Genomic DNA, 9,506 nt, shown 5'->3' with positions numbered 1-9,506 from the left:
CATTTTAACCTGCTACTGGTTCTGTTACCTTAGTGATCTTAACGTTACCTAGTTCGTTACCTTGACTATCAACATTAGCCAAAAGAGTAACTTCGAAACTGATTGCAGCCAAATCCTCTTTTGTAAGAGTTGTTGCATCTGTTGCTTTTACCTTAACGGGTAGATATTGATATACTTTAGCGGGATAATCTTGTACCTTACGTGTCCCCACTTCCATATAAAGCTCTGGAATCTGATAGCCTGGTATCTTTATCCAAGCATCTTCGCCTTCCACTTTCTCATAGCCCAAGAAAAACGCTTTTGTATCTTCGCTGAAGTTGTACGATTCGAATGCGATAGTCGTTTTACCTTTCTCGCCGTCAAGCGTCATAAACACTTCGTTCAAATCCTCACAATTAATATCTGTGGTTTGATCATCTTCTTTACTGTACGCATAAGAAGTCATTTTGATATGCGTAACACGATGAACACCCGCCCCCGATGCTCCTATTGCGGGGAATGCGCCATTTGCGGGTTTCGCTCCGAATAATATATAGTCAATACCATATACTACATCTACTGCTGTATCTGCCATATTCTTTATTTATTTACTTTGTTTTACACTTAATATTTCACACACTAAACTCACATAATGGTATCGCAAATCGGGTTCATTGACTATTGTTTCTTGAATGTTTAGGATCGCTATATTGCCTATTATCGCATCATCTAGGATAGAATGAAGTTTGTTTGACATCGAGTTAAGTAGCAATATGTTTGGCTGTGTCTGATCGTCTACTTTATTCAGATTCGCAGCATAAGCGCACACTTCAATAAATCCACCTTCTTTAAGACCGCCATCACCTCGTTGTCTCAAAGATTTTACTAGATAAAATTTAATAGGCAGGTTTTTAGACGGATGCGAATGAGGGTAAACCGCCGTATTATCAGTCAGTTTAGCGACTATCTCTCCCTGAATCGCTGAAATCACATCTAAACTTGTTGTCGCTTTCATTTGCTTTTGAATTTGCTTGTTAAATCGTCAAACATCTTTTTAGCTACATCTTCGGCCTCTATTTGTGTACCGATTAGCACGTCATATCCTGCTTTCTCTACATATTCAGCGTAGAACATACCCGCAACGAATATTAATACATAACCTTTGGAGTATTGATTAAGTAAGCTTACAGCGAACTTGTAACCATCGTTTGCACCTTTTTCGCCATCCTTTTTGGGTGGTTTAGCATTATTCTCGTTCGGGTCAAAGCCATATTTCGAAAACTCTTTACCATCCTTTGCGATTATATAGCCTACTGAGCTTCGTAGATTCCCCGTTCTGTCAGTATAATATCCATTATCACGGGCGAAACCGATACAGTGCATACCTACTGCATTAAGCGTGCGAAGTATCACTCTTTCTACATCTCGCTCTGCTTGTTTTGCAGCGTCTTTAATGACCTTTCTACCATTGCCCGTCATCTTTATACCCATAGCCTCGAATGCTTGAAATCTACACCACTATTTCGCTTTATCTCGCCCCTTAGTCTCAGCGTTCCATCTGTGTCTCTTATCTCTATTCTTTCCCCTGCTTGTATATCCGTTCTAAACGGTGTAAAGATTACAGACGAACACACTTTTATTTCGCCATTATCAAGTCTTATTTCTTTTGCAGCACCTAATACTTCTTCGTAGCAATCACAGATAAATACAGCTTCCTCGCTGCCTTCTATAATCACATCTTGACCGAACTCGTCTTGTACTGTTGTACTGCTTGTAATAATCCCGTATAACTTGTGTGGGTATCTGTTCAATCTTCTCATAGTCTTCTTATTTGGGGTACTTGATTTGCTTCGACTAAAGGACTTGATAAGCCCCATTTGCGATAAATACCATTTACATAAGTTGTCAAAGCACCGAAGTCAAGGGATTCGCTCATATCGCCTTGCGACCAACTACTAGGCTGCTTGGTAATAATATTGTTGATTATCCATTTAGCTTTGTTGATCTCGAAAGACTGAGTAGAAACAAACTTTTCAATATCCTCTACTTCTTTGTTTGCATCTAATCCCATTTTTTGGATCTCATAATTAAGCTGATCTTCGCTAAGACCATAACCTGAGTATTCCATTCTAAAAACTTCGATAACTTTCATAGTGCTTTGATTTATAGGGGAGCTGTTTATTTCTCCCCTTGTTTTGATTTTACAACTTTCTTTGATTTCTCTTTTACTGTCTGCGCTTCTACTTTGTCGGCTTTCTTTTCTTCTACTATTTCAACCAAACCACGCTTAGATAGATAGTCTATTCTTTCTTTCGGTCTGGTAATAGTCGTGCCTTTCTCTAGCTTTAAACCTCTACTCTCCGCATCGTAAAAGTCGATTAAGACTGTTGCTCTTACTTCCATGATTACGCTTCTATTTTTGTAGTATCTATCTGATAAATACCATTAGAATTTTCAAGTACCGGCAATGCGTGAGTTTCTGCCATAGTCCAGATTTTGAACGTTTTGTTTTCTTCTGAAACTGAATAGTTACGAAGTAGAATGCTCAAATCTTGAATACCCAAGAAGCTCTTATCATTAGGATTTAGGTTACGTGCAATCGCTTCAACAGTTTGTGTATGTGCAATAGCACCAACCTCTGAACTAGGTGTAAACGTTACAGTACCCGCCTTCCATCCTTCAACATCTTGCTTGTGTCCGCTTTGAAGCTCCTTTGTAAAGGTTTCATCCATAATATAGATAGTAGCTTTGTAGCGTCTATCCATATACTCGTTAACTTGGTCAGGCAATAGACTTCCTAACTCCATTAATGAGTTTTTAGATGCAGCGTAAGCCTTAACAAGTCCTTCGTCTTGTGCAAGCGTATCGAAAGTCGTTGCATCCATAAAGATTGAACGAACAGTGCTCTTAGAAGCTTTCATCACTTTATCGATATCCTCAAGCGTCAACTTTCCTAGTGTTTTTACACCGAACTTATTAGCTGTCGGAATCTGATAATCCCAAGTAACACCATCGAGATTAACATTATTACCTCCATTGTCAATGCTAGTAATCGAAACAACACCTAGCGAAAGAGTACGATAGAAGTCATAGTTTAGACGATGAAAAATAGCATCAATATTCGCTTGGTTACGAACATCAAGAGTACGAGCAATAACATCAACGGGTGCGTTTTTGCTCCAATCGTTTAAAATCTTTCTTGTCTGTGTTTCGTTCAGCGTCTTTTGAGTGCCGACAATATTAATCTTACCGATTAGGTACTTCATATCGTCAAGCGTCTTTTCTGTACGCTCTGAATCCTCTGTTCTTCGGTCAGCCATCACACTCACATTCACGCTTTCAAGCACCTCGAATATATTTGTGTCATATTCCTCTTTACGCATGAATTTAAAGATGCCGTACTGATCTTGCTTTGCTCGATAGTATGCTAGTGCATTTTCATAAGACACTTGCAAAACATCATTCCATTTTTTCCCTTGTAGTATCATTATCTAAATTCTATTTTTAATGCTGTTTTCAATGTCGCTTTCAATTCATTGCTGTATGTTGGTAAACAAGCGTCTGTTATCACAACACCTTGTGTCATCACACCTACTAGAGGCTCTTCTTTTGGTTTCGTATTCACAACTACACCTACATATTCAGCACCTTCAGGTAGTGCAGAATAAACATACTCTTCGCCTGATTTTTCGATTGGTGCAGGCTTGAAACCTGATGCATCCTTGATAACCAAAGAACCCGCACGGATATAATCAAGCGGATAGTTCGTCATATCAAGATTTACCCCACTTTGCAGACCTGCTACATAAGTTGGAATAGCCTTTCCGTCTAATTTGTCAGGGACAATAAAATCCCGTCTGTGAATCATTTCTGTCATTTCTTCTCAAATTTTTTTCTGAACTCTTCTTCTTTTTTTGCCACTCGGTTCATGTTTAAACCTTCTTGTGGTTTGGTGTAACCTGATGCGGGGATATATGAATTTTCCCTTGCTCTCTGTTCAGTCACACTCGCTTCTGTTTCACGTAAAAACTCTTGGAACTTTTCTTCATCCACGTTATCGCCTAAAAGACTGTAAGCCGATTTAATCGGTTTTGCGAAAGTGTCGCTAACTCCGTTTAAGATCTTGTTGAATACTTCGTCACGCTCTTTCTTTTTGGTTGCTAATTGGTTTTGAGTGAATGAGCTTTTGAGCGTTTCAATTTCTTGTTTGTTTTGCTCTACATAAGCCTTAAACCAATTAGGCATTCCATCGCCCCCCTGAGTAGGTTGCGTTTGCGTTGTCTGCGTTGTCTGTGTCTGCTGTGTTTGTTCCGATTTCTTTTTCAGTTCGTCTAGTTCCTTTTGAAGTGTGGCTTTTTCGCCTCTCACTCTATCACTTTCGCCCTGAATAAGTTTCATGTAGCCTTCTACTCCTGCGACTGCATTTTCGATTTGGCTTTCGTCTGTAATGGTTTTTTCGAGCGTATCAGCCACCCCATTGAAGGCTGAATCTTGCAAACCCAAAGTCTTATACTTTGTTTTTAACGCTGCTAAAATCTTTTCTTTCATGTGTATACACTAATTAATTTAATAATCGTTCAGTACGAATATAGGTCAATTATTGTATCAATTCGGACGGCTTTACTCTGATTTGTTAACAACAAAAAAAAGCGCGTAACCTATTGGCTACACGCTCACTTAAATACTATCATTTGAATTGTTACTTAAACTTGAACTCTCCTATCAGTTCCCCGTTAAAATATATCTTGTTTTTCTTTATCCTTACTTCGCCTTCTGCATTTTACATGAACGTGGCTACTTCTCTCGGTGTTGTGAATATTGCATGGTTATTTATCTTTATGTACTATCTTCTTTTTAAGTAAAAATGTTTTGCTTCTATTTATGTGAGATAGTTCGGATATAATTTCCCAACCATCTTGACCAAGTTTTTGTAACTCTTTTATATCCCAGTAAAATCTTCCACTGTATGTGCGGCTCATAAAAACAGAGCATGTTACATATTCAAATTGCTCAATCATGGTTATTGTTTTGATATTCACTAATTCATCTACCGATAGCCCTATCTCGTCATATTCACTCGTTTTATTCCAATCCGATTCTATTTGCGATCTTGGTGTACTTTTGAAATAATCCTTTAATTGGTCTAATAAGCTACACATGGTTATTGTTTTAGTTGGTTATTGTATCTTTCTCAATTATGGTGTATCTAGTTACCTTATGAGTGTTCAGAAAGTCGTTAATTGAATCGAGTTGATTAATTATTGACCTTTGACTGTCTATTAGTTCGCTTTGCGCTTTGATCTTTATTTTCAGCTCTTTTATAATCATATCTTTACACACTCCTGATATTATTGATATGATACCCGCAATAATCAAAGCGATGCTTATAAATAAATATATTTTATCTTTTTTCATCTTACTGTTTGTTTAGTAGTTGTTCGGCTTTGGCTATCAATTCATCTAGTCTGTTAGCTTCTGAGTAAGATGTTGATGTAGATAAATTGAAGTTGCATCTAGGTACTTGTTCTACTATCTCCTTCAACGCTTCTCTCAGCTCTTGAACTTCTTCGTCACGGGAATGGTAGCCTGATAGAAAAGATTTATAAACTGCTGTGTGAACTTCTGATTCGACATTGTCAACTGCATAATTAGGACATTCCATATCCGCATACTCTCTCGCTTTTTCTTCGGGTGTCGAGTTATCTTTGACATCTGATTCAGTTGTTAAGGATTGCTTAACTACTGAAATTATCTCTTGCATTTCTGATTGAGTGAGAATAAGATCGTGTTCGTTCCGCATGTGATCGAACAAGTCTTGTAAATATGGTTTTTCTTCGGGTGTTTTATTGTTATTCATGGCTTTTTCAGTAAAGTTGTATAAATCCTTTAACTTCTCCCATAGATCAAAGTCTACATCATCATGTTTAGATAGCATATATAAAGTATCGTCGGCACTTTTACATTCTCCTCGTAATAGAACAGGACAATATTCGTCGCATCCCGACATTGACCCATAATGAAAACATTCATCGGATGTTATAAATCCGTGTTGACCGCTTTCGTTTAATGTTCTAGCAAAGTTCAGTTTTTCTTCACTCATTTCTTTTCTGTTTTGTTGATTCGATTTGTTCGATTATCTTGTCTTGCTTTTGCTCGATTCTATCTAGTTGTTTTGATATTCCTAAGGATGTCACAACGAAGAAGAAAACCAACGTAATAACTAAATAAACATAAAGCCTTTCTATCTCTTTTAGTATCTTCTTTTCCTCTTTCATACTCAAAATAATTATTTCCAATAAGTTGTAAATCGTTCTGAAGTTTTATCACTAGGTCTAACAGCATATCTACCAAATTGAGGGCTTGATTCTAAACCTGAGAATGCGCTTTTATGCCTAATTCCTTTTCTGTATGCTCTTTTGGCTGCTTCTTTTGGGGTTCTAGCTAGTACTGTTGTGGCTGGTTTGCCATTTGTTGAAACTCCGAATAAATCAATACATGACGTAATCCAAACATCATAGTATCTGACTAGTGATCTTAATTTCTTTATATGCTTTACTTTCATACTCGGTGGGGTTAATATTTCTTACCATGCTTGTGTGGTCTTGTAGCGTTATATTTCAATTTCAATTCTACGTGTTGCCATAGGTCGATAGAATTAAGTACACAATAGGCATCTATAGCTCTTATCACACTTGAAATAATATCAAACAAAAGGAGCTTATTCATTTTCCATCTAGATTCGAATATACATGACGTTATATTAAATATTATCTCTGCAAATTCAAATCTCTTTTCTTTATAACTTAACTTTTTGTCCTCTCCAATATTTAATTCATACTGAATAGGCATCTCTCTCAATCCCGCCAAGTCAAGCAGACGAATGACTGCATCGGCTAGTTCATCTTCTACTGTGTCTTTAATTGTCTGTTCAAAATCAGCTTGAAATGCTCTAGTTCTAGGCAAGTCACTCAAAGGGTTACGGCTCTCTTGTTTCCTGTTGTATCTTTCTAGTTTGGCTCGTTTATTCTTTCTGTCAGCCTCTACAGCTTCGGATAGTTCGGTTATCACAAGCATTAAAAGAGTTTCATTGCTTCTTTCTTCATCATGGAAGCCCTTAGCTTTATTGGCTTCAAATACTTCTTTTGCTAATTTATTTAAGTCTGGTCTTTCTTTCATCTCTTTTGTTCTAGGTAGGTTAGTAATTCGTCTAACTAAATATATCTTCTAATGATTCGCCACTCTGATAGAGCTTTATTATTTCTTTTATTGTATCATCATCAAGCGATAGCGATCTTTCCGATTCATTGTGAGTAATCATAGAATCATTCCCTGAGCATATATCAACAGAACATTTTTCAGAGAAGTCATTTGTTTCACATATACTATCCAGGATGAATAACACATCTTGTGCTGTGTCATGAGATTTATTAGCTAGTACTTCTGCTTTGCTTAGAGTTTTTCTTATTCTGCCTAACTCTTTCAGTCTTTTCGCTTGTTCGTATGTTGTAATCATCTTATCTATTTGTTAATGGGTTGCCACTCTATAATTTCAGCATCTTCTGAAAGAGATTCTAATGGGATTCTCCAGAACCAATCTCCATTTCTGATTCTCATTCGATTACCTAAATGTAAACATCCTTTGTTATCAAGTATTATCACAGACTTTGTACTCTCTCCATTACAAGCTGTCTTAGGTTTAATGCAAAGAATATCATTCTCTGGCAACTCTTCCTCTACCTTTCGCCATCGGGTAGATTCTTGTATTATTTCAATACCTTTCTTTAAGCCTTCATAAAAAGCCTCTTTCACATTAAAGAAGCCTGAAACACAATTATTAAAGCGTTCTGCTTCTTCCTCTATCGCTTTCTTGATGTCGTTAGTCATAGCGTTTATCTATAATCATACATTACGTTTTTACCATCAATCCACACATTAGAAGCTCCAGTTCTACGTTTTACGCTATCTTTAAAGACATAAATATTATCCTCTAATACTTCTATTCGCTTTTCTAACGATTTACACTTTTCGCATTCCTTTTCTTCTTTATATCCAAAGAATGGAGTTGCTTCATATTCTTCTATTGCGTCTAGATGATCGGCAAATCTTTTATATATCTCGTAAACAGATTTGTATTTATCAGTGCTAATTTTGATTCCGTGTTCTTCAAGAATTTCAATTAGTACATCTGTATTTATCCTATCTTTTTCGCTAATATTTTCCATCATTCTTTCTCATTAGTCATATTCAAATTTCTCGTAATCAAATGTATAACCACAGCTATCACACTTTACCCAAGAAGACGATACAAAACCGAAGTCCATATAGCTACACTCTTTTGTTAGTAATGTGGATTTGCACTTAGGGCATCTGGGTCTGTCTTTTTCTATGGATATTATCTCCATAGATACATTTGCATCATATTTTTTATTCAACATATCTTTTACCTTCTGTTCTATTTGCTCCTCTTTAAGATGAACTGGGCATTCTATCTCTCCAGTTTCATTTATTGAGAATCTATATTTAACCCGTCTAATGTCGTTTTTCATAATTCTATCTCGTTTAAGTTTATTGCTAGATTTTGGTCGATTAATCCGTAAATATCGTAGTGGTTTGCAAAGAGGTAGTCGAATAACTCAAACTGATTAATCAAGTAGTGAGTTTCGGATTCTCCATCGTATAAAAAGAAGTTCCCGCCTTTGTTATAAGAAAATTCAGTCAAGGAGTTTAGGAATACTGTCCCATCATATTTATTTATGTGGCTTATATCACAAGTTATTCCAACGCTCTTGCAAGCTATCTTCGCCAACTCGACTATCGCCACTTCTCCGTTGATCTCTTTGTATAGGTCGGACATGGGGCGAAGGATGGGCTTCATTTCCCAATAATTTGAACAACACCAATGTTTATTGTCCTTTTGTTTAGCTCTTATATAAAGACCAAACTCTATTCCAACTTCGACTACAGTACATATATGAGTGTCAGACATTCCTGTGGCTTGTACTTTCAACCCATACGGCAAGTACGGGGCTATATGTTTTAATTCTAGTTTCATTGTTTTATCTAGTTGGGTTAGGGTTGGTTTTAAAATGTTCTTGTAATTCGGGTAAGGCGGCTTTGTGAGCTTTTATTTGATATTCTTCCTCTTGATTTTTACCTATATAATCGTTGTCAACAGAAAATAGGAAATGACCTTTTCTCCATATACAAGCATCACCATCACGCGTAAAAGTATCTTCATCTGCTACAAACCACTGCATATAATCGCTATCGTCACGCATGGCTGTTACAGCTTGGAATAATTGAGAGTTTCCGAGACAGTTAATGTTATAAACACTAAAGTCGTTTATTCGGCAAGAGCAGAAATACCATTTATCATTTATAGCCTTATATGTGTATATATACTTGTTGAATAAGTCATAATGATAGCCTTCCTCATACCCCAACTTCTCCAACCACTCCCTCATTTCGGGTGTGTTCTCTGTAAATGCACTGTACATAAATTTCATAGCTTCACTCTTTTACTATTC

Annotated in this window: 21 protein-coding genes; all 21 read right to left on the bottom strand. The window is 36.7% G+C overall.

Going from position 1 to position 9,506, the window contains the following annotated elements; translation table 11 throughout:
* Positions 1-4 precede the first annotated feature (4 nt).
* The 21 genes from C1A06_RS13930 to C1A06_RS13830 all read right to left on the bottom strand — a co-directional run bounded on the left by C1A06_RS13930 (position 5) and on the right by C1A06_RS13830 (position 9,485).
* Complete coding sequence (locus tag C1A06_RS13930) at positions 5-574, bottom strand: hypothetical protein (RefSeq protein WP_101690751.1); 570 nt, start codon at positions 572-574, stop codon at positions 5-7.
* Positions 575-583: 9 nt separating this feature from the next.
* A complete protein-coding gene (locus C1A06_RS13925; protein ID WP_101690750.1) occupies positions 584-994 on the bottom strand; it encodes a hypothetical protein in 411 nt (136 codons plus the stop codon).
* Entirely contained in the window at positions 991-1,470 is a 480-nt protein-coding gene (locus C1A06_RS13920) for a hypothetical protein (protein ID WP_101690749.1), read from the bottom strand. Before C1A06_RS13920 ends, C1A06_RS13925 begins: the two co-directional genes overlap by 4 nt.
* The gene (locus tag C1A06_RS13915) at positions 1,461-1,799 is read right to left on the bottom strand and encodes a hypothetical protein (protein ID WP_101690748.1); all 339 of its coding nucleotides are present in this window, start codon (positions 1,797-1,799) and stop codon (positions 1,461-1,463) included. Before C1A06_RS13915 ends, C1A06_RS13920 begins: the two co-directional genes overlap by 10 nt.
* The gene (locus tag C1A06_RS13910; protein WP_145996416.1) at positions 1,796-2,131 is read right to left on the bottom strand and encodes a DUF6706 family protein; all 336 of its coding nucleotides are present in this window, start codon (positions 2,129-2,131) and stop codon (positions 1,796-1,798) included. Before C1A06_RS13910 ends, C1A06_RS13915 begins: the two co-directional genes overlap by 4 nt.
* Before the next feature lie 26 nt (positions 2,132-2,157).
* Complete coding sequence (locus C1A06_RS13905; protein ID WP_101690746.1) at positions 2,158-2,382, bottom strand: hypothetical protein; 225 nt, start codon at positions 2,380-2,382, stop codon at positions 2,158-2,160.
* A gap of 2 nt (positions 2,383-2,384) precedes the next feature.
* Positions 2,385-3,467 (bottom strand): major capsid protein, encoded by a 1,083-nt coding sequence (locus tag C1A06_RS13900; RefSeq protein WP_101690745.1) that lies wholly within the window; start codon positions 3,465-3,467, stop codon positions 2,385-2,387.
* On the bottom strand, positions 3,467-3,856 hold the full coding sequence (locus tag C1A06_RS13895; RefSeq protein ID WP_101690744.1) for a hypothetical protein: 390 nt from the start codon (positions 3,854-3,856) through the stop codon (positions 3,467-3,469). The genes C1A06_RS13900 and C1A06_RS13895 overlap by 1 nt, the downstream gene beginning before the upstream one ends.
* Positions 3,853-4,476, bottom strand: coding sequence for a hypothetical protein (locus C1A06_RS13890; RefSeq protein ID WP_159461426.1), 624 nt, complete (start codon positions 4,474-4,476; stop codon positions 3,853-3,855). Before C1A06_RS13890 ends, C1A06_RS13895 begins: the two co-directional genes overlap by 4 nt.
* Positions 4,477-4,805: 329 nt before the next feature.
* Positions 4,806-5,138 carry a hypothetical protein gene (locus C1A06_RS13885; RefSeq protein ID WP_101690742.1) on the bottom strand — a complete coding sequence of 111 codons (333 nt, stop codon included), beginning with the start codon at positions 5,136-5,138 and terminating at the stop codon, positions 4,806-4,808.
* Positions 5,139-5,148: 10 nt separating this feature from the next.
* Positions 5,149-5,394: a hypothetical protein gene (locus tag C1A06_RS13880; RefSeq protein ID WP_101690741.1), complete on the bottom strand. Its 246-nt coding sequence runs from the start codon at positions 5,392-5,394 to the stop codon at positions 5,149-5,151.
* Position 5,395: 1 nt separating this feature from the next.
* A complete protein-coding gene (locus C1A06_RS13875; RefSeq protein WP_101690740.1) occupies positions 5,396-6,079 on the bottom strand; it encodes a hypothetical protein in 684 nt (227 codons plus the stop codon).
* Positions 6,072-6,254 carry a hypothetical protein gene (locus C1A06_RS13870; RefSeq protein WP_101690739.1) on the bottom strand — a complete coding sequence of 61 codons (183 nt, stop codon included), beginning with the start codon at positions 6,252-6,254 and terminating at the stop codon, positions 6,072-6,074. The genes C1A06_RS13875 and C1A06_RS13870 overlap by 8 nt, the downstream gene beginning before the upstream one ends.
* An 11-nt stretch (positions 6,255-6,265) precedes the next feature.
* On the bottom strand, positions 6,266-6,541 hold the full coding sequence (locus C1A06_RS13865) for a hypothetical protein (RefSeq protein ID WP_101690738.1): 276 nt from the start codon (positions 6,539-6,541) through the stop codon (positions 6,266-6,268).
* Between the two features lie 11 nt (positions 6,542-6,552).
* Positions 6,553-7,155, bottom strand: a complete 603-nt coding sequence (locus C1A06_RS13860) for a nucleoside triphosphate pyrophosphohydrolase family protein (protein ID WP_101690737.1) — start codon at positions 7,153-7,155, stop codon at positions 6,553-6,555.
* Positions 7,156-7,186: 31 nt separating this feature from the next.
* On the bottom strand, positions 7,187-7,492 hold the full coding sequence (locus C1A06_RS13855; protein ID WP_101690736.1) for a hypothetical protein: 306 nt from the start codon (positions 7,490-7,492) through the stop codon (positions 7,187-7,189).
* 5 nt (positions 7,493-7,497) lie between these two features.
* On the bottom strand, positions 7,498-7,863 hold the full coding sequence (locus C1A06_RS13850; protein ID WP_101690735.1) for a hypothetical protein: 366 nt from the start codon (positions 7,861-7,863) through the stop codon (positions 7,498-7,500).
* A gap of 5 nt (positions 7,864-7,868) precedes the next feature.
* Positions 7,869-8,204, bottom strand: coding sequence for a hypothetical protein (locus C1A06_RS13845; RefSeq protein WP_145996414.1), 336 nt, complete (start codon positions 8,202-8,204; stop codon positions 7,869-7,871).
* 9 nt (positions 8,205-8,213) lie between these two features.
* On the bottom strand, positions 8,214-8,525 hold the full coding sequence (locus C1A06_RS13840) for a hypothetical protein (protein WP_101690733.1): 312 nt from the start codon (positions 8,523-8,525) through the stop codon (positions 8,214-8,216).
* Positions 8,522-9,031 carry a hypothetical protein gene (locus C1A06_RS13835; RefSeq protein WP_101690732.1) on the bottom strand — a complete coding sequence of 170 codons (510 nt, stop codon included), beginning with the start codon at positions 9,029-9,031 and terminating at the stop codon, positions 8,522-8,524. The genes C1A06_RS13840 and C1A06_RS13835 overlap by 4 nt, the downstream gene beginning before the upstream one ends.
* A 4-nt stretch (positions 9,032-9,035) precedes the next feature.
* Positions 9,036-9,485: a hypothetical protein gene (locus C1A06_RS13830; RefSeq protein WP_101690731.1), complete on the bottom strand. Its 450-nt coding sequence runs from the start codon at positions 9,483-9,485 to the stop codon at positions 9,036-9,038.
* Positions 9,486-9,506: the final 21 nt, after the last annotated feature.

This window comes from Dysgonomonas massiliensis (genome assembly GCF_900240225.1).
Taxonomy (GTDB): domain Bacteria; phylum Bacteroidota; class Bacteroidia; order Bacteroidales; family Dysgonomonadaceae; genus Dysgonomonas; species Dysgonomonas massiliensis.
Note: the sequence above shows the minus strand (reverse complement) of the source record. Positions and strands in the feature narration are given on the sequence as shown.

Excerpts from the sequence above, each read along its gene's own strand:
- C1A06_RS13930 (WP_101690751.1), bottom strand. The coding sequence starts at position 574 with ATGGCAGATACAGCAGTAGATGTAGTATATGGTATTGACTATATATTA.
- C1A06_RS13925 (WP_101690750.1), bottom strand. The coding sequence starts at position 994 with ATGAAAGCGACAACAAGTTTAGATGTGATTTCAGCGATTCAGGGAGAG.
- C1A06_RS13920 (WP_101690749.1), bottom strand. The coding sequence starts at position 1,470 with ATGGGTATAAAGATGACGGGCAATGGTAGAAAGGTCATTAAAGACGCT.
- C1A06_RS13915 (WP_101690748.1), bottom strand. The coding sequence starts at position 1,799 with ATGAGAAGATTGAACAGATACCCACACAAGTTATACGGGATTATTACA.
- C1A06_RS13910 (WP_145996416.1), bottom strand. The coding sequence starts at position 2,131 with ATGAAAGTTATCGAAGTTTTTAGAATGGAATACTCAGGTTATGGTCTT.
- C1A06_RS13905 (WP_101690746.1), bottom strand. The coding sequence starts at position 2,382 with ATGGAAGTAAGAGCAACAGTCTTAATCGACTTTTACGATGCGGAGAGT.
- C1A06_RS13900 (WP_101690745.1), bottom strand. The coding sequence starts at position 3,467 with ATGATACTACAAGGGAAAAAATGGAATGATGTTTTGCAAGTGTCTTAT.
- C1A06_RS13895 (WP_101690744.1), bottom strand. The coding sequence starts at position 3,856 with ATGACAGAAATGATTCACAGACGGGATTTTATTGTCCCTGACAAATTA.
- C1A06_RS13885 (WP_101690742.1), bottom strand. The coding sequence starts at position 5,138 with ATGTGTAGCTTATTAGACCAATTAAAGGATTATTTCAAAAGTACACCA.
- C1A06_RS13880 (WP_101690741.1), bottom strand. The coding sequence starts at position 5,394 with ATGAAAAAAGATAAAATATATTTATTTATAAGCATCGCTTTGATTATT.
- C1A06_RS13875 (WP_101690740.1), bottom strand. The coding sequence starts at position 6,079 with ATGAGTGAAGAAAAACTGAACTTTGCTAGAACATTAAACGAAAGCGGT.
- C1A06_RS13870 (WP_101690739.1), bottom strand. The coding sequence starts at position 6,254 with ATGAAAGAGGAAAAGAAGATACTAAAAGAGATAGAAAGGCTTTATGTT.
- C1A06_RS13865 (WP_101690738.1), bottom strand. The coding sequence starts at position 6,541 with ATGAAAGTAAAGCATATAAAGAAATTAAGATCACTAGTCAGATACTAT.
- C1A06_RS13860 (WP_101690737.1), bottom strand. The coding sequence starts at position 7,155 with ATGAAAGAAAGACCAGACTTAAATAAATTAGCAAAAGAAGTATTTGAA.
- C1A06_RS13855 (WP_101690736.1), bottom strand. The coding sequence starts at position 7,492 with ATGATTACAACATACGAACAAGCGAAAAGACTGAAAGAGTTAGGCAGA.
- C1A06_RS13850 (WP_101690735.1), bottom strand. The coding sequence starts at position 7,863 with ATGACTAACGACATCAAGAAAGCGATAGAGGAAGAAGCAGAACGCTTT.
- C1A06_RS13845 (WP_145996414.1), bottom strand. The coding sequence starts at position 8,204 with ATGATGGAAAATATTAGCGAAAAAGATAGGATAAATACAGATGTACTA.
- C1A06_RS13840 (WP_101690733.1), bottom strand. The coding sequence starts at position 8,525 with ATGAAAAACGACATTAGACGGGTTAAATATAGATTCTCAATAAATGAA.
- C1A06_RS13835 (WP_101690732.1), bottom strand. The coding sequence starts at position 9,031 with ATGAAACTAGAATTAAAACATATAGCCCCGTACTTGCCGTATGGGTTG.
- C1A06_RS13830 (WP_101690731.1), bottom strand. The coding sequence starts at position 9,485 with ATGAAATTTATGTACAGTGCATTTACAGAGAACACACCCGAAATGAGG.